This is a genomic window from Pseudoteredinibacter isoporae, from assembly GCF_040372805.1.
Taxonomy (GTDB): domain Bacteria; phylum Pseudomonadota; class Gammaproteobacteria; order Pseudomonadales; family Cellvibrionaceae; genus Pseudoteredinibacter; species Pseudoteredinibacter isoporae_A.
In genome coordinates, this window is sequence record NZ_BAABWJ010000001.1 from 1,271,347 (window position 1) to 1,293,956 (window position 22,610).

The 22,610-nt window shown below is 50.1% G+C and carries 20 protein-coding genes; 9 read left to right on the plus strand and 11 right to left on the minus strand.

Features of this window, described 5'->3' with window-relative positions; translation table 11 throughout:
* Nucleotides 1-2: 2 nt before the first annotated feature.
* Entirely contained in the window at nt 3-866 is an 864-nt protein-coding gene (locus tag ABWW03_RS05665; RefSeq protein ID WP_353406914.1) for a hypothetical protein, read from the plus strand.
* The gene (locus ABWW03_RS05670; RefSeq protein WP_353406915.1) at nt 856-2,265 is read left to right on the plus strand and encodes a sensor histidine kinase; all 1,410 of its coding nucleotides are present in this window, start codon (nt 856-858) and stop codon (nt 2,263-2,265) included. The genes ABWW03_RS05665 and ABWW03_RS05670 overlap by 11 nt, the downstream gene beginning before the upstream one ends.
* 78 nt (nt 2,266-2,343) lie before the next feature.
* Here ABWW03_RS05670 and ABWW03_RS05675 read toward each other — a convergent pair whose 3' ends face one another.
* The 3 genes from ABWW03_RS05675 to ABWW03_RS05685 all read right to left on the minus strand — a co-directional run bounded on the left by ABWW03_RS05675 (nt 2,344) and on the right by ABWW03_RS05685 (nt 7,379).
* A complete protein-coding gene (locus ABWW03_RS05675; RefSeq protein ID WP_353406916.1) occupies nt 2,344-4,005 on the minus strand; it encodes an alkaline phosphatase D family protein in 1,662 nt (553 codons plus the stop codon).
* A 91-nt stretch (nt 4,006-4,096) separates the two neighbouring features.
* Entirely contained in the window at nt 4,097-6,421 is a 2,325-nt protein-coding gene (locus ABWW03_RS05680) for a TonB-dependent receptor domain-containing protein (protein ID WP_353406917.1), read from the minus strand.
* Nucleotides 6,422-6,644: 223 nt separating this feature from the next.
* Entirely contained in the window at nt 6,645-7,379 is a 735-nt protein-coding gene (locus tag ABWW03_RS05685) for a helix-turn-helix transcriptional regulator (protein ID WP_353406918.1), read from the minus strand.
* A gap of 286 nt (nt 7,380-7,665) precedes the next feature.
* Here ABWW03_RS05685 and pepQ point away from each other — a divergent pair, with 286 nt between their 5' ends.
* Nucleotides 7,666-9,006, plus strand: a complete 1,341-nt coding sequence (pepQ, locus tag ABWW03_RS05690; RefSeq protein WP_353406919.1) for a Xaa-Pro dipeptidase — start codon at nt 7,666-7,668, stop codon at nt 9,004-9,006.
* A gap of 37 nt (nt 9,007-9,043) precedes the next feature.
* Nucleotides 9,044-10,333, plus strand: a complete 1,290-nt coding sequence (locus ABWW03_RS05695; protein WP_353406920.1) for a metal-dependent hydrolase family protein — start codon at nt 9,044-9,046, stop codon at nt 10,331-10,333.
* 54 nt (nt 10,334-10,387) lie between these two features.
* Here the strand turns inward: ABWW03_RS05695 and lepB are convergent, their stop codons facing one another.
* The 3 genes from lepB to ABWW03_RS05710 are packed head-to-tail and all read right to left on the minus strand — an operon-like array spanning nt 10,388 to nt 13,238.
* Complete coding sequence (lepB, locus tag ABWW03_RS05700; protein WP_353406921.1) at nt 10,388-11,020, minus strand: signal peptidase I; 633 nt, start codon at nt 11,018-11,020, stop codon at nt 10,388-10,390.
* 49 nt (nt 11,021-11,069) lie between these two features.
* Nucleotides 11,070-12,278 (minus strand): acetate/propionate family kinase, encoded by a 1,209-nt coding sequence (locus ABWW03_RS05705; RefSeq protein WP_353406923.1) that lies wholly within the window; start codon nt 12,276-12,278, stop codon nt 11,070-11,072.
* Nucleotides 12,279-12,317: 39 nt separating this feature from the next.
* Nucleotides 12,318-13,238, minus strand: coding sequence for a bifunctional enoyl-CoA hydratase/phosphate acetyltransferase (locus tag ABWW03_RS05710; RefSeq protein WP_353406924.1), 921 nt, complete (start codon nt 13,236-13,238; stop codon nt 12,318-12,320).
* 217 nt (nt 13,239-13,455) lie between these two features.
* Between ABWW03_RS05710 and ABWW03_RS05715 the strand changes: the two genes are divergently transcribed.
* Nucleotides 13,456-14,817, plus strand: coding sequence for a hypothetical protein (locus ABWW03_RS05715; RefSeq protein ID WP_353406925.1), 1,362 nt, complete (start codon nt 13,456-13,458; stop codon nt 14,815-14,817).
* A 61-nt stretch (nt 14,818-14,878) separates the two neighbouring features.
* Here the strand turns inward: ABWW03_RS05715 and ABWW03_RS05720 are convergent, their stop codons facing one another.
* The 5 genes from ABWW03_RS05720 to gpmI all read right to left on the minus strand — a co-directional run bounded on the left by ABWW03_RS05720 (nt 14,879) and on the right by gpmI (nt 20,163).
* Nucleotides 14,879-15,112 (minus strand): DUF6316 family protein, encoded by a 234-nt coding sequence (locus ABWW03_RS05720; RefSeq protein ID WP_353406927.1) that lies wholly within the window; start codon nt 15,110-15,112, stop codon nt 14,879-14,881.
* A gap of 132 nt (nt 15,113-15,244) precedes the next feature.
* Nucleotides 15,245-16,015: a divergent polysaccharide deacetylase family protein gene (locus ABWW03_RS05725; RefSeq protein ID WP_353406928.1), complete on the minus strand. Its 771-nt coding sequence runs from the start codon at nt 16,013-16,015 to the stop codon at nt 15,245-15,247.
* Between the two features lie 6 nt (nt 16,016-16,021).
* Nucleotides 16,022-17,329 (minus strand): S41 family peptidase, encoded by a 1,308-nt coding sequence (locus tag ABWW03_RS05730; RefSeq protein WP_353406930.1) that lies wholly within the window; start codon nt 17,327-17,329, stop codon nt 16,022-16,024.
* 115 nt (nt 17,330-17,444) lie between these two features.
* On the minus strand, nt 17,445-18,590 hold the full coding sequence (locus ABWW03_RS05735) for a murein hydrolase activator EnvC family protein (protein ID WP_353406932.1): 1,146 nt from the start codon (nt 18,588-18,590) through the stop codon (nt 17,445-17,447).
* A 19-nt stretch (nt 18,591-18,609) separates the two neighbouring features.
* Nucleotides 18,610-20,163, minus strand: coding sequence for a 2,3-bisphosphoglycerate-independent phosphoglycerate mutase (gpmI, locus tag ABWW03_RS05740; RefSeq protein ID WP_353406934.1), 1,554 nt, complete (start codon nt 20,161-20,163; stop codon nt 18,610-18,612).
* 274 nt (nt 20,164-20,437) lie between these two features.
* On the opposite strand from gpmI, the gene ABWW03_RS05745 reads away from it, so the two are divergent.
* The 4 genes from ABWW03_RS05745 to ABWW03_RS05760 all read left to right on the plus strand — a co-directional run bounded on the left by ABWW03_RS05745 (nt 20,438) and on the right by ABWW03_RS05760 (nt 22,603).
* Nucleotides 20,438-20,839 (plus strand): rhodanese-like domain-containing protein, encoded by a 402-nt coding sequence (locus ABWW03_RS05745; protein ID WP_353407130.1) that lies wholly within the window; start codon nt 20,438-20,440, stop codon nt 20,837-20,839.
* Between the two features lie 10 nt (nt 20,840-20,849).
* Nucleotides 20,850-21,101 carry a glutaredoxin 3 gene (gene grxC, locus ABWW03_RS05750; protein WP_353406936.1) on the plus strand — a complete coding sequence of 84 codons (252 nt, stop codon included), beginning with the start codon at nt 20,850-20,852 and terminating at the stop codon, nt 21,099-21,101.
* Nucleotides 21,102-21,316: 215 nt separating this feature from the next.
* Nucleotides 21,317-21,820, plus strand: a complete 504-nt coding sequence (gene secB, locus ABWW03_RS05755) for a protein-export chaperone SecB (RefSeq protein WP_353406937.1) — start codon at nt 21,317-21,319, stop codon at nt 21,818-21,820.
* A gap of 174 nt (nt 21,821-21,994) precedes the next feature.
* Nucleotides 21,995-22,603, plus strand: coding sequence for a GNAT family N-acetyltransferase (locus tag ABWW03_RS05760; protein WP_353406938.1), 609 nt, complete (start codon nt 21,995-21,997; stop codon nt 22,601-22,603).
* Nucleotides 22,604-22,610 lie beyond the last annotated feature (7 nt).

Sequence of the window (22,610 nt, forward strand, 5' to 3'; positions counted from 1 at the left end):
TTGTGCCTGAAAACCGGCCGGCCCTGATTGAAGCGGCGGAAGAAATCAAACACGCTATTCGTCAAAAGGGGGTTCAGGAAGATGAGCTGCACCTCCAGCTCGGGCTGGAAAATACCACGCCGGCGTTTCAAAACCATGATTTAATTCTGACCCTGGGCCCCCAGGCGGCCAGTTATGCCCTGCAGAATTCCAAACACAATGTACTGATTTTTACGTATGTAGAAGAAGCGTTCATCCGAGAAAAAACGGCGGCTCGAAAACCAGGCAGCTGGGCCGCAGTGGTCATCAATCAGCCATTGGTCCGAATGCAAAAGCTTGCTGACTTGTTATTGCGCGAGCGAAACAAGAAAACCGTACTGATTGCCAATAGCCTGAACAACGATTTGGTCAATCAGCAGGTTGCCAACTTGCCCGTTGAGCCGAATGTTCACATTCTTCATCGCAGCATCGAGGCGAATGCAAGAGACATTGCCAGATTAGAAGACGAGTTCTACCAGGCTGGTTTGGTATTGGCGCCCTTGGACCGAACATTATGGCGCGGGAAAAATGCTCGCCTGCTGTTGCACCAAGCTTACAGTTACAAAGTGCCGGTTATTGCCCATAGTCGAGCGTTCACCAAAGCTGGCGCTATGATGGCCTTGTATTTGGGTAAGTCAGAAGTTGCTGAAGAAACCGCTGAGTTGGCGTATACCTGGTTGGCGGCGAACAGCTTTGGCCAACAAGCCGTTATTTATCCAGCGGCGAATATTGATATCAATGACAATATTGCCCGGGCGTTGCGTTTTGATCCGGATCGAATTCGTCAGCAAATCAAGGAAGGTGCATCACGTGAAGAAGTTCTAGGGAGGTACAGCAGTGCTCGCTAGAAATATTCGAAGTCAGGTTTTATTTATTGCGCTGATGCCTTTGCTGCTGGTAGTGGCGGCGGTCAGTGTCTTTATGCTGTCTGAATCACTGGATGATATTGAAAGCAGTTTGGAGCGAAGAGGAAATGACATTTCCACCCAAGCGGTATTGATGTCGGAATTTTATTTTTATACCGGTGATGTACAGCGCCTGAGCGAAATCGCGGGTATTTTGATTAATATTGAGGCCGTTAGCTCTGTTCGATTTGTGGATGCCAACAATAGGATTTTGGCTGAACAACGAAAGCACAGCGAACACTTGAACAAAGATCGCTTGTTTATCATTCCAATATACAGCAAAGATGTCTCACCGGATGAGGTGTCGGCTTTGGCAGGAATTGATGATGAGCAGGAAGAACGGCTGGGCCAAATTGAAATTGCATTGTCCAGAGATGAGCATTCCAATCTCAGAGAAAAAGCCTATTTGCGGATCATGCTGGTTGCCGTGTCCGCGATAGCCTTGGGCGTGTTCATGGTTTATTTGTTTGGCCGCCGAATGAGTGGTTCTCTTTCCGAAATGGCCGCGGCCGCAAAGGCTGTTAAGATGGGGGACCTTGACCGTCGCAGCCCAGAAAACGGTGAAGGCGAAATTCTTGAGTTGCAGCGGTTGTTCAATCGAATGGTGGGCAGCTTGCAGGAGAATGAAGCTGATCTGCAAAATCGCATAGAACATGCGACCAAATCACTGAATGAATCGGTTGACGCCTTGTCTCGTAAAAACACTGAGCTGGAGCAGCAGCGTCAGGAAGCAATTGAATTGGAACGAAGCAAGGCCATATCCGATGAGCGTGCCCGAATCATGAAAGACATGCATGATGGCATTGGTGGGCAGTTGGTCGCCTCGCTGGCGATGATCGAAAAAGAGAGAAACAGTGAAATTCGAGACAATATTTCCTCTGCGTTGAGAGAATGTCTGGACGATTTTCGCCTGATTATTTTGTCATTGAACGTGAGTGACAGTAACCTTCAGGCATTGCTGGCGGATTTTAAATATCGCATTAACAAAAAACTCAGCAAACTGAAGGTGAGGCTGAGTTGGCAAGTTGCCATGGAAGTTGACCAGGTTAATATTCAACCCCAGCAGAGCTTGCATCTGCTGCGCATCCTGCAAGAGATATTTGCCAATATTCTAAAGCACAGTGAAGCCAATGAAATTGTGTTGAGAGTGAGCTTGGACGGTCAATACGTACACTTGTCCGTAGATGATAACGGTCACTTTGAAGAGCCTGAGGACAAGGGTGGGCATGGCCTCAAAAATATGCATTGGCGAGCCGGCGAGCTGAAGGGCGTGTTTGCATTATGCAAAAATGAGCAGGGTGGTGCGAGTGCCAGCTTGTCGTTTCCGGTGGATAGAGAGTGAATCATTTTCCAATGAGTGTTTTGGAACCACCAGCCGGAAATTCAGCTGGTGACTCCAAAAGACCGTCAGTTTTCACCCTCAGGTGTAAGTCAGGCTATTGCCCTTCTTAATAATTTCAGCGCGTTTGATTCTTTCTACCTGATATTTTTCCGTCAGAATATCGGTCACACTGATAAAGTCGGCCCGAGCCTTTTGCTTATTCAGACTGAGTTTGACAAAGCCTCGATGCTGGCAATCAGTCCAGACAATTTCAGGATTGTGGTCGGCAACCAGCTTGTCCATCGCGCTGGCCGTTTTCGGGCCATAACTTTCAAAATCTCCCGGTGAGGTGATGCCAGCCGTGCCTATTTCAACACCCATGGCCTTCCCATTGTCATCGAATAATTGATTGGTCCAAAAGCTGTGGCTATCGCCAGTCAGCACCAGGAGATCTTCAATGCCAAGTTTTTGGTTTTGCTCATAGAACGCTTGGCGGGCGCCGGGATAGCCGTCCCAAGTGTCAAGGTAAATGGGCAGATCCAACTCGCCAAGACGGCGGAACTGGGCATGTTCTTCCGCGACCGGGTCATAACCTTCCTGGCTTTTATTCTTCAAAAATTGACTTATGTCTGGCACATGGGTTCGTGCCATGGGAATTTGATTGCCCAGTAGATGCCACTGGCTGCTGTTGTTTTGCAGAGATTGATTGTAGAAATTCTGCATGTTTTCCGAAAGCATAGTCCGTTCCGGGTTGCCCAGCACCTGCTTGAGGAATAGATCCCGGTCTTCTTTGGTGGTGATTTTGCTTAAGTGATCTTTGTAATCTATCTGGATGCTGCGGCCGGTGTGTCGAGTTTCGAGGGTCAGCAGGCTGGCCAAATTGCCGAATTGGAAATGGCGCCAGAGTTGTTTTCGATTCAAGCCTTGCTCGGGTTCACGTATTGGCATCCATTCGTAATAGGCTTTCAGGGAGGCCTCGCGACGCTCTGACCAGTCACCTTCGTGGGCTTGGTGATTCTGTGCGCCTTGCATATAGGGGTTGTTAGTTGATTCATGATCATCCCAGGTCGGAATGAGTGGGTGTGCAGCGTGCATGAGCCGTGAGGCCATATCCGATTTGTATTGTGCATGGCGTTGGCGATAGTCAGCCAGGCTGAGAATTTCATGGGCTGGCTCATGGTTGCGGTTGATGGCTTTCCCTGTAGTGCCGCCATAGCCCTTATGGCCGTATTCATAAATATAATCGCCAAGGTGCAAAACGAACTGAACGTCCGGATCGGCTGCGATAACTTCATAGGCATTAAAATACCCAAACGGGAAATTTGAACAGGAGGCAATGGCGAAGCTCAACTGATCGATGTCTCCGTTGGGCAATGTTCGGGTGCGACCAGGTTCTGAGTAGACACCTTGGCATTTAAAGCGATAGTAATAGACTTGGCCTGCTCTAAGGCCTGAAACTGTCACTTTGATGCAGTGGTCGTGATGTTTATCAGCATGGCGAGTGCCACGTTGCAACACGTTTTGAAACTGACGGTCTGCCGCCAACTCCCACTCAACGACGTCATTGTCTTGCGCAACACTGACGCGAGTCCACAACAACACGCTGTCGGCCTGGGGTTCACCACTGGCGATGCCATGACTGAAAATAGTTTGCACATCGGCCTGTTGGCTGTGAGCCAGAACTTGGCCGATGAAGCTGCCGCTGCCTGCGGCGAGTAAACCAGATTGCAATAAGCGGCGTCGAGTTAAAGAGAGATTCATATCGTTGACCTTAAACATGTCAGGTAGTCTAGAAAACAACAAAGCCCCGGCGCCACAGACGCCGAGGCCAAACTGCCAATCGTTTTCAGCGTTAGAAGCTGGCTTTCAAATTGATTGCCGTGGTACGTGGAGCGCCGATCCAGCCGCTGCCACCCGCGATACCGCCAATGTATGACTCATCAAACAGATTGTTGACGGTCATGCGTACTTCCAGATCCTTCACCGCCTCACTTAAATCGCCAAGGCTCACGCCGGCATAGAAATCCACGACGGTGTAAGCATCAACGCGTTGAGTGTTTGCCGCATCCATCCAGCGATCTCCTACCCATTTGGTGGACAAGCCGGCAGAATAATCTTCTTTGATCCAATCGATGGAAATAACCGCCATATCTTCTGCTGACCCGAAGACCGTGTTGCCAGCTGGAAAGCCCGGTGTGCGATCGGCGTAGGTCGAATCATTGTTGGTGTAAGATGCAAACAACATCCAATTCTCATTGATGTCCAGAGAGATGGACGCTTCGATCCCTTTGGATTCAATACCACCGGTATTGATGTAGCTGCCATTAGTGCCGATCAAATAATCGATGCCATCTGGGGAGTCCGGAGCGATAAAGGTTAAGCGGTTTTCAAACTCAATGGTGTAGTAGGTCACGCTGGCGCTGATGTTTTCGCCGTCGTAACGCAAGCCCACGTCAATGTTGTCGGCGGTCTCAGGCTCAATGTTTTGTAAAGTAGACGCATCGCGTTCAAGAACAGCATCTTTAATCGCGGCAAAGTTTTCCGCGTAACCCGCGAAGAATTCCAAACCTTCCACTGGTGTGCGAACAACGATACCCGCCGAGAACAAAGTATCTGAATCGGAATCCACTGTCAGACTGGTCTGGGCAAATTTATCTTGCTTTTCCAACTCAACGTCAAAACGTTTCACGCCAAGGCGAGCGGTAATCGCGCCCACTTCAATTTGATCTTCCAGGTACATCATCATGGTGTCGACCGGGAACGCGTTACTGTATTGAACCCAGTAAGGTTTGTGATCAAACTGATAACCCACGCGCGAGTCGATGATTTTGTGCCAGTCGCGATATTCTTGGCGTTTGTAGTCTTCGTACCAAATGCCACCGCGCAGAGTATTGCTCACATCACCAAAATTGGTTTCCCAAATAAAGTCAGCATTGAAGCCGGTACGTTCTTTATCGTAGTGGGTATGACGATACGAGCCGACGGGAATTGCGCCTGCTGCATAACAAGTTGGATCGTATTCCGGACCAGCACCGCCGTATGGGAACGTGATTGAGCTTTGACATCCTGCAATTGGCGCCACCGAGTTTCCATTCGCGTCCACGAAGAAAATGCGACCGATTGGTGCGCCGCCGAGAACGGTTGTGCCGGAGTTTAACTCACTGTGACCGTTGGCTCCGTTATCCGTGACGTCGACCAGATAAGGTGGTACCCAATCACCACGGCCATCATTTTTATGGAAGTACACATTGGTTTGTACTTCCACTTCACCCACATTGAAATCGGCTTTCAAATAGGTCAGGAAATTTTCACGCAGAGTAGACCAACCGCGACGATACAGCTGATCAACGTAAGGCGTGCCTGTCCAATCACTGGTCAGACGATCCCAGCCGGGATTGCTTTCGAATTGACTCAGAGAAACACGCTGGTAGTTGTCTTCGTGAGTATCGTCATAAGACAGGTAGGCGGTGATATTGATATCGTTGATCGTGCTGATCAACTTTGCGGCGATGTGATCGCGAGTGTTTTCTGCGGCTTGTTGAATCCAGTCGCCGTTTTCTGTACTGGAAACGCTAACCCAGGCGTAGGTTTCTGGAGCGATTTCACCGGTTTCATAACGGACAAAATATTTTCGAGCGTCGAAGTCGCCGCTGGTGAAACTGATGGTCAATTTTTCTTCTTCACCGGGATCAATGGTGGTGAAGTTCAGTGTCCCGCCTAAAGCCTCGTTGGAGCGAGAAGCGATATCGGCAGTGCCCTGGGATACTTCTACGGTTTGCAGGTTTTCAGTGTCGATAAAGCGGTTGGCTTTCGCGCCGCCACCGTAGTTTGAGTTGCCGTTGGCAATGCCATCAACGGTGATGCCGACTTGTTGCTCGTCGAGGCTCAACTGGAAGCCACGAATAGAAACGGTGGTCGACCAATCGTCTGTGCCAAATGTGTCACCTTCATTCACCAGCACGCCTGGCAGATTATCGATGACAGCCATCGGCGAGGTCATGGCAGATTGCTGCTTGACCATCTCCAGGCTGCTGGCGTTGTTTGCGTAGGATACGCTTTTGCCTACGACTGTTACTTCTTCTAGATTGGCGCTGGAGTCAATCTCTTCGGCCAATACTTGGCCTGCGCTGGCGGCGATCGCAATCGCCAAAACATTTACAGGGAAATTCTTTTTCATGAACTTACTCTCGCGACATGGGGTCAGATGATTTCATGGGCGGCGAGTATGTCCCTTGGGTGTGACACTTAGATTGCAGATTTTTGAAGATCTTCCGTAAAATTTTTGAATTTTGAAAAGTTTGGCAACTGACTCATCTGGATTGACTGAAAAGTCAGCAAGTGTGACGGTTTTTAGAAAAACTTAAGACGATTTCGTGACGAAAATACTACAGCAGTAAAGCTCAAAGCTGATAGGGTTTTAAAAAATCCAATAGCTGTGCGCGCTGATGTATGTCGAGTTTTTGATAAATTCGGCGGATATGAGTGCGGCAAGTACTCAGGCTCACATGAAGTTTCTGTGCAATTTTCTGATCGCTGTAGGCGCGGTTAAGCAGGCACAGTACATCGAACTCCCTCTGTGTTAAATCGTATTGTTTAATGAGCGTTCGGCCACTTTTCTTGATCAGTCGGCGCATGCTGTTTCTGAAATGCGGCGCTATGATATTCAGCATTTCCAGATCACAATTTTCAAAGTTATCACCGTGCCGATTTCGCCACAGCCGAAAATCGGCCAGGTTTCTGCCTCTGTCATCGAACACATAAAGGTTCACGCCATAGTGCATGCCATCTTTGGCCAAGAAGTCCTGATAGAACTCAGTTTTCATTAACTCGCTTTGACTAATGACTTGATTAACTGAAACGGCCTGTTGGAAGCGGCGCATTTTATGAGTGATGGGATCGTGAAATTGATAGTAGTCTTGATAGCGAGCCAGATTTCGATCGTCGAGGTTGAGCTGGCAAGGGCTTTGGAATTCATCGTCCTCCACCTGCCATATATAAGACGCGAAATGATCGGCGTTAAGCAGGCGCAGCAGAGCTTCACCGCAATCCTTACGCAGTTGGAAGGGGTCTTCGCTGGCGCTGAAGTGTTCAATCAGTCCCAGAGTATCCTGCCATTGCCGTTGGGAAAGCCCCATCTTCTTGTGACCTTGTTTGAGGCTGTGCGCGGCCGCTACGTCCTATCTTAGGACCATAATGAATGTACGTACGAGCCCTGCATTTACACAGCGTTTATTATCTAAGAGCGCCTGCTTAGTCTATGACGGATTGAGCGAAAAATAAACGGCATAACCCTGGGCTATGGCGAGTTTAAGCGCTGAATTGGACAAAAAAAGTCCAAAAAGGCCAGTACCAAGACCGAATAGGCCTGGCGAGAATCGCCAGACTCGACATACCGATCGCCAGCTTTGATGTGAGGATGATGTGAATTTTGAATTAAGCTACGGCAGCCATCTGGCCGCTAAGTTAGAGAGAACCCAGTCCTATTTGCAGCGTTGCGGGCAGCCGGCTCTGTTGATCAGTTCGGGTGTGCAGGAGCCGATCTTTCAGGACGATTATTATCATCCTTTTGTGGTGAACCCATTCTTCAAAGAGTGGCTGCCACTGTTGAATGTTCCTAATTGTTATCTGCTCATTCGACAAAACGGACGCCCCAGTTTGTTTTTCCACAAACCCGTGGATATCTGGCATAAGGTCAGTGACCTGCCTGAGGCATTCTGGGTAACGCATTTTGATATTCTGGAATACTCTGAACCCCAACAGCTGAATACCTTGTTGAGTGGCTTACTGAGTGCGCTCGGCGAACCGAGCTTATTCATTGGTCTTGCGGCCGCGATACCGGATGTCAGCGGTGTTGAATGGCTGCACAACGACAGTGCAGTGTTGAACCATTTGAAGTATTACCGCGCTCGGAAAAGTGAATACGAACGTCAAAGTATCGAACAAGCCAATGCACAAGCGGCCCAATGCCATACCGCGGCAAAAGAAGCTTTTATGGCCGGTGCCTGTGAGTTCGAGATTAATAAAGCCTATATTGGGGCGCTCAATTTACGTGAGCATGAATTGCCTTATGGCAACATTATCGCGGTGAATGAAAACGCCGCTATCCTGCACTATACACATTTGCAAACTGAAGCGTTGCACCGCAGTCGCTCCTTCCTGATTGATGCTGGATTCAGTGTGAATGGTTATGCTGCGGATATCAGTCGCAGCTATTGTCGTGAGCAGGGTGAGGCCGCGTCCTGCTTCCAAAACCTAATTGATGAGCTGGACAAAGCCCAATTGGCGCTCATCGATGAATTGAAGCCGGGCATGCATTATCTTGACGCTCATAAAGATATGCATCGGCGTGTCGGTGATATACTCCATGCCGCGGACATCCTCAAGGTTGACGGAGAGAGCGCATTGGCTGAAGGCATTACCGGTAAATTTTTGCCCCACGGTCTCGGCCATCTATTGGGTGTTCAGGTGCACGACCTGGGTGGTTGGCAGCAAAATGAAATGGGCGATATCAGCGAGCCGCCAAGCGAGCACCCTTATTTGCGTCTCAACCGAGAGCTGGAAGAAGATATGGTGATCACGGTTGAACCGGGAATTTACTTTATCGAGCCCCTTCTGGCTGAGCTGAAGAGTAGCAGTCAGAGTGTTTGTGTCAATTGGGACCTGCTTGACAGTTTGCGTCCATTTGGAGGCATCCGCATTGAAGACAATGTCGCCATCAGTGCGAACGGCAATCAAAATTACACTCGAAAATTTTTGCCTTAACCCTGGCTGACAAAGCCCATAGAAAAGAAGAGCAAGTATGATGAGAAAACATAAACTGTTAACGCTGGTACTGGCAAGCTTAAGTATGCCGAGTATCGCGGATACCCAATTGATTCATGCGGGCACCTTGCTTAGTGTGCCTGGGGAAAAGCCACTGACGCAGCAAAGCGTTATTGTTAAAGACGGTCGCATTCAGGCAGTAAAATCAGGTTTCATTCCGGTTTCTGAGGCAGGCAAGAACGCGAAGCTGATCGATTTGAAAGACAGCTTTGTGATGCCAGGCTTGATGGATATGCATGTGCATCTGCAGGGTGAATTGGGCCCGAACAACGACAGTGAACGTTTGCGTATGTCCGATGCCGATGTGGCGATGCAGAGTGCGCATTTTGCGAAGAAAACACTGTTGGCCGGTTTTACCACTGTGCGTGATCTTGGTGCCCAGAGCCCTCAACATATTTATGCCTTGCGCGATGCAATCGCCAAAGGTTGGGTAGAGGGACCGCGTGTTATCGCTTCCGGTGGCGTATCGGTTACTGGTGGTCATGGTGATGTGGATGGCATGCGCCATGACTTGCTGGAAAAATACACGTCTAAAACCATCTGTGATGGCCCTTATGATTGCCGCCGTGCCACGCGTCGAGCCATCAAGTTCAATGCGGATGTTATTAAAATTACGTCAACAGGTGGCGTGCTGTCAGATACCAATACCGGTACGGGCCAACAAATGGCCAACGATGAGCTGAAAGAAGTCGTGGAAGCGGCGCACGCTTTGGGGCGTAAAGTCGCCAGTCATGCACACGCAGCGGAAGGCATTAACGCTGCACTGCGGGCCGGGGTCGACAGCATTGAACACGGCAGCTATGCCGACAAAGAGAGCATTAAGCTATTCCGTAAAACGGGCGCTTACTTGGTGCCAACGTTGTTGGCTGGTGATACGGTCAAGCAAATGGCTGAGAAGTCAAACTTTATGTCCGAGGCCATTAAAGCCAAAGCTGTGAGGGTGGGCGGCGACATGATGACCAATTTTGCCCGTTCCTATAATGCCGGTGTGAAGATTGCCTTTGGTACAGACTCCGGAGTATCCCGTCATGGTATCAATGCACAGGAAGCCGTGCTGATGACAAAAGCGGGTATGACAACAATGGATGTTCTGGAATCGGCCACTGTCAATGCCGCAGATCTTATCGATCGCAGCCAGGATCTGGGTACGTTGGAAGTTGGAAAAATTGCCGACATCATTGCGACCGATGGCAATCCACTTGACGATATCAAAGAGCTGCTTGATGTGGATTTTGTGATGAAAGACGGGAAGGTGTTTAAACAATAAAACACGTTTCTGAATAAAAAAGGCCAGCACTGCTGGCCTTTTTGATTGGGCGTTTTATTCATCCAGCTTCAAGCCGAAGCGTTCCTGGCGAGGGAGAAAATAGTTCTCATAATCGAAGGAGATCGCCACAGAGTCTGCACGGCCGCGTAATTCTTTTTGCGGAATAAAACCGTAGACGCGTGAATCGGCGCTATTGTTACGGTTATCGCCCAAAACCAAATAATGCCCATCGGGAACCGTAACGGCGGAGAAGTTTGCGAGTGGGCTGTTCACATTGTCTATGCGCACTTTATGAGAGTGACCTGCGAGATGTTCTATCAGAATGTCGTTCTCAAGTGTTTCATACGCTAATGGACGGCCATTAATGATTAAGCGGTGTTTACGCATGGCGACAGTGTCACCGGCCAGACCGATCACACGTTTGACCAAACGTTTATCCGCTGCTTCAGAATCAAAGACAACAATGTCTCCTCGCTTGGCGGTCTCAGCAGAAGTCAACAGCTGGTCAGTAAAGGGTAGGCGTAAACCGTAAGCCATTTTGTTGACGGTGATGCGATCTCCCTCGGTAATGGTTGGCAACATTGATCCGGTGGGAACATCGTTCCAATCGGCAATGGCACTGCGGAACATCATCATGCCGAGGATAAAGAGAAAGAAACTCCGGTTTTCCTGGAAAATGCGTTTCATATCATGGCCCTAAAATGTGTGGTTTAGCGTTAGAGCTGGAAAAGGCAAATTAGTTCGTTGTGTTCAGCAGCTTAATGGATTCCTGGGCGATCACTTTTTCTTCGTTGGTAGGAATGACATAACAGGCGATACGAGACTCCGTGTGGCTGATGCGGAGTTGCCCTTGAGCATTGAGGATTGGATCGAGGTGCAGCCCTAACCACCGGCAACGTTGGCTGATGTGTTCACGGATAAGCGCAGAGTTTTCGCCAATGCCGCCGGTGAACACCAGAGTATCCAGTCCCTCAAGAACGCCCGCCAGGCGGGCGATTTCAAGTGCGGCACGGTAGCAAAACATATCGACAGCCAGTTTTGCCTCTGGACTGTCATGCTCAAGTAAGTGTTTCATTTCCGAACTGATGCCCGAAACACCCAGACAACCACTTTGTCGATATAAGAGGTCTTCCAATTCATCCAGGCTTAGGCCCTGTTCGCGTTGGAGATATAACAAGACACCGGGATCGATGCTGCCTGTGCGACTGCCCATGGGTAGTCCCTCCAGCGCGCTGAAGCCCATGCTGGATGCTACCGATGTAAAGTTGTCGAGGGCGCACATGCTGGCACCCGCGCCGAGATGGCAGACGATGGCTTTTGGGCTGTCACTATGTAGGTCGCGTAGTTCACCGGCAATATACTGATAGCTCAAACCGTGAAAGCCGTACCGTTGAACGCCCGCTTCACTGTACTGCCGAGGAATGGCGTAGTAACGTTCCAATCGGCTTTGGCCAACATGAAACATGGTATCGAAGCATGCTACTTGAGCGGTGTTGGGGCACAGTTGTTGACAAAGCTCGATCAATTTTAAATTAAAAGGCTGGTGTAACGGGGCAAGTGGGATGAAGGTTTTCAGCTTTTCAATGTGTTTTTCATCAAGCACACAAGATGTGGAATAGTGCTCACTGCCGTGCACCACCCGGTGGCCTATGCCGCTGATGGTGACGCCATCTAATTTGCGTATAAATTGCAGTGCGTATTCCAAACAGTAGTGGTGTGCGTCGAACTCATCGTCTTGCCAGGCAGCGGTGCCGACCAGCTCTGATAATTGGAGACTTTGCTTCGATAATTTGTCTGCAAATACCGGTTCCGGTTTGATCTTAAGCTGGGCATTACCATGGATATCGGAGGTATCCAGGCGCAATAACAACGCCTGACTGTCCATGGAAAACAGGCCCAACTTCAGGCTGGAAGAGCCGGCATTGATGGTTAGAATTGTGTTCATGGTGCTGCCGTCGTTGTGAAGTGTTTTGAATGCAGTGTTTTAAGCTTTATGAAGTACCAGCTGAGAAGCCAGAGCACAGGAAGCCAATCGTGCCAGCGTGCCGTCGGCGCGACTGTTCAGAACGATAGGCACTTTGGCTCCCAGTGCAATACCTGCCGACTTGGCGTTGGCGAGGTACATCAATTGCTTGGCTAACATATTGGCGGACTCCAGATCGGGCGCAAGTAAAATATCGGCGTCACCGGATACCGGAGAGTGGATATGCTTATCCTCCGCAGCTTGTTTGGAGATGGCATTATCAAACGCCAAGGGGCCATCCAGTATTGCACCTTTTATCTGTCCGCGATCAGCCATTTTGCACAATGCCGCGGCATCAATGGTGGCCGGCATATAGGATTTAACTTTTTCGACCGCAGCAAGAATAGCAACTTTAGGTTTAGCAATGCCTAGGGCTTGGCAGAAATCAATGCAGTTTTGAATAATGTCTTTTTTCTGGGGAAGCTTGGGATCAATGTTAATAGCGGCATCGGTAATAAACAGTGGTTTGTGGTAATTGGGTACGTCGAGAACAAAGACATGGGACAGGCGGCGTTCGGTACGAATCCCGTGCTGTTTATCAATGACCGCTTCCAGAAGTTCAGCCGTCGATAAATCAGCTTTCATTAAAATTTCGGCTTGTTGCTCTTTTATCAATGCGACGGCCTTGTCAGCGGCCGCGTGACTGTGACCTACATCAATCAGGACATAAGGTGAGATATCCAAGCCTTCTTCCTCTGCGCAGGCACGTATACGGGTTTCCGGACCGATCAGTATCGGGTCGATAATGCCTTTCTCTGCGGCTTCGATTGCGCCGCACAATCCATTTTGCGCAACAGGGTGGACAACGGCGGTGCGAATGGGGCGTGCGGCAATTGCTTGCTCTATAAATTGTTCCAGCTGGCCTTGGGATACATTCATCATAATTTTGAATTCCTATTCACCTTCTTTATGTTGCTGCGTTTATGACGCTGTAGGCAGTATATCGTCTTTCGATGAATAGGCGATGATTTAGATGATTGTGTGGTTTTGCATCGGAATCGATTCTGGCATCTAAATTAGTGTTGGTGGTTTCTTGAAAAAAACCAGTATACTGCCGCTTGTACAATAACAATAACGACCATAAAAACGGACACCCAATATGAGTAATGAACGCGAGCGTGCTGCGCAGCAGCCAGGTTTTCATTGGTTAGGATTTACTGCACGCATTCCCATTTTGCATACTCGTGTTTGCTGGCCGGAATTTTTTCAAGGCATTTTGGTTTCAGCAGCAACGGCCCTGGCGTTGGTTCCTTTGTTGACCACTTACTTTGGTCTCAGTTTCGAAGAAGCCATTGCCATGTCTTTTCTGCACAGTTTTCTGATCAGTGCATCCTGGATGATTTTTGGTGAACCCTATGCTTCGGGTTGGCTTACACCGGCATTACCCTTTGTGTTAACTCTGTTATTGTCCGATAGCTTTTCCGACCCAACTGAACGTTTGCAAATGATGACGGCAATCTCCCTGGATTTTGCCTTGTTGTTGGCCGTGCTCGGAGTCAGTGGTTTGGGAGCGAAGCTGATTAAAGTCATGCCCGAAGTGCTTAAAGGGGCCGTGATCCTCGGTGCTTCAATCGCCGCTTTTCTGAAAGTGTTTGATCTGCAGGCCGCCGACAACATTTTTAATACGCACCCGTATAGTGCCAGTGTTGCGATTGGCTTGTCTTTGTTGCTGGCGTTCTCGGCGCCGCTGCATCGCCTGGCGGCACGGTATCCAATGTTGGCTAGGCTGGTGGCCTTGGGTTTGCTTCCCGGCTTTGTTTTAGGTGCTGTTATTGGTGCTGTTATGGGCGAGCTGCAATTTGATATTCAAATGGGCTTTTTTGCGTTGCCTATGATGGACATGTTTAACAAAGTCAGTCCATTCGCGATTGGATGGCCGAGCCTGGAGATGTTTATTCAGGGCATGCCGCTTGCGCTGATCGGTTATATTTTGTTTTTTGGGGATCTGCTTACCGGTAAGGAAGTGCTCGCCATGGTGGCCAAAAACCGAGAGGACGAACCATTAAATTTTAATGACTCCCGCACACATATTTCGGTCGCCATCCGCAATGCCATCAGTGCATTGATTGCGCCGTTCTTTCCGACTCAGGGCATTTTGTGGACCGGCATTCATGTTGTGATTGCGCAGCGCTGGCAACAGGGTCGACAGGCCATGGGGTCGCTGTTCGATGGTATCTCTTCCTACTACATGCTGGGCCTGCCATTTATCTTTTTTCTTGCACCCGTGGTGACGGGTATCAAACCTATGATGCCGATTGCCTTAGCAGTTACATTGGCCCTGACAGGTTTTGCCTGCGCTTATGTAGCGATGGCCAAGGCCAAAAATAATGCTGAACGTGGTTGTATGCTGCTGTCAGCGATGTGTCTGGCGATGATGGACCCATGGCTGGGTTTGATTTTGGCTGTACTGATGAGTGTGTTTCTGGTGGACTTTAAAGCCGAGGCTGCGGAAGCGGATTAAGGCAGGCAGAAAAAAGCCCGGAATTATCCGGGCTTTGAAATTTGTCTAATGGCCGCAGCGTTTAGGCAGCTGACTTATACCGTTTTAAGGTATCTGAAAAGGTTGGCTTCTCACATACAAATTCAACAAAGGCGTCCACGCCAGCGGTCGCTTGATCTCGATCGTCGAATGGACCGATGTCGATCTGCTCGCGAGTACTGTAATACCAGTAGTCGCCAGACTTGAAACAACGTTCGCTGCGAGGCGGAATTCGTCCTGCTTCGCCTTTTCTCGGTTCTGTGCTAAGTGCTTTCATGGTGTTCCTCCCTGGTTCGCACAAATATTGTGGCCCTATCCTGGCCTTTTTGATCATTCCTAATGCGATTATAGTTAAATCTCATCAGGAGAAAATCATACTATTCTCCTAACCTGACTAAAAATAGATCAATTAAGGGTGGCTCGCTACTTGCTCAAGACCGTTTTGTGACGCAGTTCCGCTTATGAGTGTCGAGGCAAGCACGAATTCAATGCCGGCCATACGCAAGGGAGGGCCCAGTCTCTCAAGGACTTCGAGGGTTTCAGGGTAGGGGTGGCCAATGGCAATGGCATGACCATGGCGCTTCGCATGATTGATCGCTTTTTCCAGCTGGGTCAGGATGTCGATCTGCTGTCGACTGTTGTCCAGGAATATGTCCCGGCTGGCACTGGGGACGTGATTCTGTTGGGCCAGCACTTGTGCCTGGCTCAGCGGGCTGGTGCGGCTGTCGATAAAGAAGAAGGAGGTTTCCCGCAACTCGTCCATCAGCCATTGCATCGCCTGAGGCTGTTCGGTTAAGGCTGAGCCCATATGGTTGTTTACGCCGCGAATATGGGGAACCGCTGCCAGCCCCAGACGAACGGTATTCTTAAATTCCTCTTCCGCCATTGCAGGCGTCAGGCCGCCTTCGTCCAGGGGGGCATCTTCGTCGTGGCTGGCCATGGGCAGGTGCAGCATGATTTCTTTGCCCGCTTCATGCCCAGCTGTTGCCAGCTCGCGGGCATTCGGGCTGTGAGGAATAACCGCCAGGGTGACAGGTACGGGTAGTTGGATGCTCCGGTAGCCGTTCTCCAGGTGATAGCCAATGTCATCGATAATGATGGCCAAGCGGGGTTTTTGAGCATGAGCTGGCACCCAGGCCATGCTCGCGATCGCGATAAATAGGGTAAAACAGAACTTCATACAGACTTATTTTTTGCTCAGCAGGCTTAGGCCTTTCAGAATATTCAAGGCTTCATAGAGTTGATTGTCGCGCTCCAGAAGCTTGCGGCCGTTGGCTTGGCGGCGCTCACGTTCGGCGGCATCATTTTCTTCACCGCCATTGGCGTTACCCAAGTGGCCGGAAAGGTCGGCCTCGGTAACACGAGCACGGGGTTTAATGGCAGTCAAACGGGCGCGCTCGACTTCAATATCCGGTTCAATTCCCTGAGCCTGAATAGAACGGCCATTGGGCGTGAAATACAAAGAGGTCGTCAGTTTAATGGCTTTCTCTTTGCTGATGGGAATCACACTTTGCACAGAACCTTTGCCGAAACTGCGTGTGCCCAATATGACAGCGCGATCGTGATCCTGTAATGCTCCGGCAACAATTTCCGAAGCCGATGCAGAACCACCGTTGATCAGAACAATGATTGGTAAGCCGTCGGCAATATCACCAGACTCGGCATTAAATTCGGCATTGGCGCCTTTAATGCGGCCTTCGGTGTAGACCACTTGGCCGCCATCCAACAGGGCATCGGCAACTTGTACAGATGCTCGCAACACGCCGCCCGGGTTATTACGCAGATCAATAATCAGTCCTTTGAGAGGTTCGGCCTCGGACTTCATTTTTTCGATCGCTTTGACGAAATCCTTACCGGTTGGAATCTGGAATTGAGCAATGCGGATCAAGCCGTAGTGATCATCCAACAGGCGAGAGCGCACGCTGGTCACCTTGATATAGTCGCGAATGATTTCAATATCTTTGGGTTTTTCTAAACCTTCGCGCATTACCTTTAAGGTAATTTTACTGCCTTTCTCACCACGCATAAGTTCGATGGCGTCGGCAAGGCTTTTACCTTTGATGCTTTCACCATCGATCTGAACAATCAGATCGCCGGCTTCAATACCGGCCGTTGAGGCTGGGGTATCGTCCATGGGGCTGATGACTTTTACAAAACCATCTTCCATGCCCACTTCAATTCCAAGGCCGCCATATTGACCGGTGGTGTTTTCTTTCAGATTGTCAAAATTGCTGGCGTCGAGAAAGGTTGAATGGGGATCCAGCTCACTCAGCATGCCTTTGATGGCGTACTCGAACAGGGTTGCGTCGTCGACTTCTTCAATATAACCACTGCGGATATCTTCAAAGACTCGGGTAAACGTACGCAGGTCGTCCAAGGGTAGGCGACCTTGCTGGGCATCTTCCTCGGTGGCGGCATCTTGCGCATGGCTGATGCCTGTTGCAAGGCTCAGGCAAAGGGCAAGACTGATGTGCTTTAGTCGGCTCGGCCTCATAATTTGACGTCCATTATCCGGTAGTTCTTATTGGCGGGTGTTCAGCCGCAACCATACCACACTTAGTGCTTGCAGAGCGTATTTTTAAGGGCTCTAACGGTGTATTGCAGCGTATTCAGGCTCGGCACCAGCGGGCCGGGTTGGTAGGGTTCCCCTTGTAGCGAATCTCGAAGTAAACCCCGGGCTCTTCCAGTCCGCCGGTATTGCCAACCTTGGCGATCACATCGTTGCTGTTGACCCAGTCTCCAGTGTCTTTCAGAAGAGTCTGGTTGTGGGCATACAGACTCATATAACCCTCGCCGTGATCGACAATAATCAACATGCCGTGGCCTTTCAGGTAATCGGAAAAGACCACGCGCCCGTGGTGAACGGCGCGGACCGGGCGGCCATCATTGGCGCGAATGAAAACGCCCTGCCACTTCAATTTGCCATCGGCTCGGGGGCTGCCAAAACGGTGGCGAATGCGTCCGCTACTGGGCCATTTAAGTTTGCCTTTGCGCTTTTTAAACGCGACACCACTGCCAGGTAACTTAATATTGGCGAGAGTTTGGCTGACCTCGTCCAATAGTTTTTGCAGGCGTTTTTGGTCGGCGGCTTTGCTCTGAAGTTGCGCGTCTTTCGAGGCCAGCGTTTTGTTCAATGCAGCGAGGGTGCGGCGGCGTTCGGATTGCCGGGAACTGAGTTCCTTGTGTTGGCTTTGCAGGCGGCTTTGTTGTTCGCCAATTGCCTCGGTCTTGGCCAGGATCGCAGGCTCGATTTCATCGAGCTTTGTGATGGTATCGCGAAACTCAGCCAGTTTTTCTTGCCTGGCTTCCAGGATGTAATGGTAATAGCGAAGTTGACGACTGAATTTGTCAGGCTCTTGCTGATTGAGCAAGAGGCGCAAGTTGCCGCGTTGGCCTAGGCGGTAAGCGCCATTAATTTCTTCGCCAATATGTTTTTGCTGGCTGAGTTTTTTTTGCTGAAGTTGCGCCCGCTCTTTATTGAGCCGGCTTAGCTGCTTTTTTTGGCTGGCAAGATCTCCCTTGAGGCGGTCGATCTTTTTCAGCAATTCGGCAATATCTTCTTCGGAGGTTTGCAGTTTATTTTGCAGCGCATTGCGATTGGATTTTACCGAGTTGATCTCCTGTTTGAGTTCCGCAATGGTGTCGCGCAATTGTTTTAATTTATCTTCGTATTCCGTGGCGGAATCCTGAGCCAGTAAAACCGGCGACCAGATCAAACAGGCACAGAGGCCAACTCGGGTTAACAAACGCTGCATATAAAGCTATCTCCGTAGTCTAGTGTGCCGCCAGAATGGCCAGATTATTGCCATCCATTTCACTCGGCTGATCAATACCCATCAAGGCCAGCATGGTAGGGGCGACGTCGGCCAGACTGCCGCCATCGGCTAGACGAATATCTCGTTGTCCATAATAAACGAAGGGTACTGGCAAGGTTGTGTGCTGGGTATGTTTTTGACCACTTTCATTGTCGAACATGGTTTCCACATTGCCGTGATCAGCTGTTACCAAGGCTTCGCCACCAGCAGCATCAACACTTGCAAAAACTTTGGCGAGACAGTCGTCCACAACTTCGACAGCTTGAATCGCGGCGTGGTAATCACCGGTGTGCCCGACCTGGTCGCAGTTGGCATAGTTGCAGATGATGACGTCGTATTTGCCGGACTCGATGGCAGCGGTCAGTTTTTCGGTGACTTCCGGTGCACTCATCTCGGGCTTTTGATCGTAAGTTTCCACGTCGGGAGACGGGATCAACTCGCGGCATTCACCTTCGAATAATTCTTCCTGCCCGCCGCTGAAAAAGAAGGTTACGTGGGCGTATTTTTCAGTTTCGGCAATACGCAATTGTTGCTTGCCCTGTTTGGCCATGATTTCGCCGAAAGAGTTGATCAGATTTTGAGGCGGGAAGGCGCAGCTGGCTGGAATGTCGGCAGCGTATTCTGTGGTCATCACAAAGTCGGCCAGAGCGGGGCGCGCTTCACGTTCGAATCCATCGAAGCTATCATCTACAAAGGCACGACTGATTTGACGCGCGCGATCCGGGCGAAAATTCATGAACAGAAGACAATCGCCATCATTGACGGTGGCGGCCTGTTCGTTGTCGTCGGCAATAACTGTGGCTTTTACGAATTCATCGTCTTCACCACGGGCGTACGCGGCTTGCAATGCACTGATGGGGTCAGCGTAACGGTAGTCGGCTTTGCCAAGTGTCATAAGGTCGTAGGTTTGTTGTACGCGATCCCAGCGATTGTCTCGATCCAAACCAAAGAAACGACCGCTGATTGAAGCAATGCGACCCAGGCCTTTTTCTCTCAGAAGAGCGTCGCTTGCATGCAAGGATGGCTCGGCACTTCGAGGGGGAACATCGCGACCGTCAAGAAAGGCGTGCAAATAGATTTCCTTGGCCCCCCGTTGTGCGGCAAGCTCGATTGCGGCATTCAGGTGAGCTTCGTGGCTGTGTACACCCCCTGGCGACAGAAGGCCCATAATGTGCACGGCGCCGTTGTTCGCAACGGCCTTGTCGATGGCGTTGGTGTAGCTGGGGTTGTCGAAAAAATCGCCATCAGAAATGGCTTTGTTGATACGCGTGTAATTCTGGTAAACGACGCGGCCAGCGCCGAGAGTCATATGGCCGACTTCGGAATTCCCCATCTGACCTTCGGGAAGGCCCACAGCCATTCCGGAAGTGGCAATCAAGGTGTTAGCCCGTTCTTGCACCAGAGCGTCCCAGGTGGGGCTGTTGGCATTGTGTATCGCGTTGTGCTCCTGACTATCCGAGTAGCCAAAACCATCCAAAATGAGCAGAACCAGAGGGCCTTTCGCCGCCGTCATTGTTATTACCTTAATTGCTATCACTGAAAAGCCGAGAATTTTACCTCTTTGAGCTCAGTAACACCATGAAATCAGAGGGGCTTGGGAGACTTTCCGTGATGCGGGACCGTTCGTTTTGTACTTCGTCTGCCTATCGGCCAGCAGCGCCCTTATTTTCCCTCCCATGGATGAAATATACGGGCTATAGCGTGTATACTGCGGCGCTTTGATTTTAGCCAAGCTTGGCCCGCTTTGGGGCTGCAGCAATGAAGAGGGCGGTAGACGCGTGGACGTACTGGTATTTGTTACTGAGCAATGGTTGTTGGTCAGTATTCTGTTTGGCCTGATTTGTTTCTATGTTTTCACAGAGAAGCAAAAAGGCGGCAAATCCATCAGCAGTCATGAGCTGACTCGCTTGGTGAATGACGGCGAGGCTGTGATTCTGGATGTTCGTGACACCAAGGATTTCAATGCAGGCCATATCGTGGATGCACTGAATATTCCGTTCACGACCATGGAAAAGCGCATTGTTGAGTTGGACAAGCATGAAGGGAAAACCATCGTTGTCGTCGATAAAATGGGGCAACATGCCGGTGCTGTGGGTAAGCAGTTGGCCCAGCGTGGCTTTGCGGTCCGTCGTCTGAGTGGCGGCATGATGGATTGGCAGGGCCAGAATCTGCCCGTTGTGAAGAAATAGGGGCGGGATCATGACCGATATCATCATCTATTCCAGTGATTTTTGTCCTTTTTGCCACCGTGCTAAAGCCCTCTTGTCCTCTAAAGGGGTCGATTACACCGAGTTGAAGGTGGATGGTAATCCGGAGTTACGCGCCGAGATGATGCGCAAGGCTCAGCAGAGAACGGTTCCTCAGATTTGGATTGGGCAGCGCCATATTGGAGGCTGTGACGACTTGTACACCTTGGAACGAGCGGGTCAGCTGGACCCTTTGCTGGCCTAGACACGCCGAATCTCGTGAACTTTGCCGGGTGGCCTTGAAATCGAAAAAACCACCCCAATCTGATCGATATTACCCGGTACTTTAGCTTCGCAGTGGCTTAGCTCAGGTTTTAGCCGGTTTAATGGGAGCAATACGAAGCGATTTATCGTTTCGTAACATCGAACGTAGACAATAACGGGTGTTAAACACCTTACATTTAAAGAGTAGGCAAGAGTATGGCTGAAGAGCATAACCAGGAAGCTGCAGCGGCAGCAGAAGAACAAGCAGGTCAACAATTCGCGGTTCAGCGTTTATACGTGAAAGACGTATCCTTCGAAGCCCCAATGGGCGCAGAAGCGTTTACCAAGCAATGGCAACCCGCAGTTAACCAGGAGCTGGGTAACAAGGTTAATAAGTTGGATGACAACAACTACGAAGTGACCTTGACCATCACGGTAACGGTTAAGTTGGGCGAAGAGACTGCATTCCTGGCCGAAGTTCACCAGGCAGGTATCTTCACCATCACGGGTTTGGAAGAGCAGCAGCTGACCCACGTTTTGAACACCATGTGCCCGAACATTTTGTTCCCATACGCACGTGAAGCCATCGACAACATCGTGGGCAAAGGCAGTTTCCCTGCACTGATGTTGCCACCGGTTAACTTCGACGCTTTGTTTGCACAAGCTGTTCAACAACAGCAGCAACAAGCCGCCGAAGCACCTCAGGACGAGACGCACTAAGAAGCTCGTTTTCCTGATGAAAAAACGCCGCTATATGCGGCGTTTTTTATGTCTATTTCTGCACAATCTCTTTCGAATAACAAAATCGATTAGTGTTGGCCCCCATAAGTGGTCTATGCTTTATCCTTTCCCCATTCATCGATGCTGGCTGAAGTCATTCTGCCTAAGGGCACCATGGAAGATATCAAAATTGAAAATGCCGCTCCGGAAGATGCCGAGGCAATGGCCGGGCTGATATACAGCTCGGGGCCGAAGGCGTTCGACTATGTTTTTGGTAAACAGACGCCAGCGGCACAGGATTATCTCTACCATGCTGTGCAGCGCAATAAGGGACAGTATTCCCACCGAAACCATGTGTTGGTGCGCAGCAATGGCCACGTTCTTGGGTCTATGTTTAATTACGACAGCCGTGGTTTGAGTGCGATGTATCTGCCAACGGTGATGTCGGTACTGAGCTTTTTTCGTTGGCGTATTTGGGGTGTGGCAAAGCGTTCTTCGGTAATCGATGAGGTGATCAAACCTCCCGCCGACGATATGCTGGTGGTGGCCCATCTGGCCGTCGCGCCCGAAGCCCAGGGTATGGGCATTGGTTCCAAGCTGATTGATTACGCCGCCGACATCGCGCGTGAAAATGGCTATGCCGGCTTGGCACTGGATGTGTCGATGGAAAATCCCGCGGCCCAAAGGCTCTATGAGCGATTGGGGTTTCAAGTGTGTGCCGAGAGGCTGTCACCCGTGTCAGAAGTACCGGGGCATCGCTATATGGAATGGCGTTTTTCCTGAATTCCTG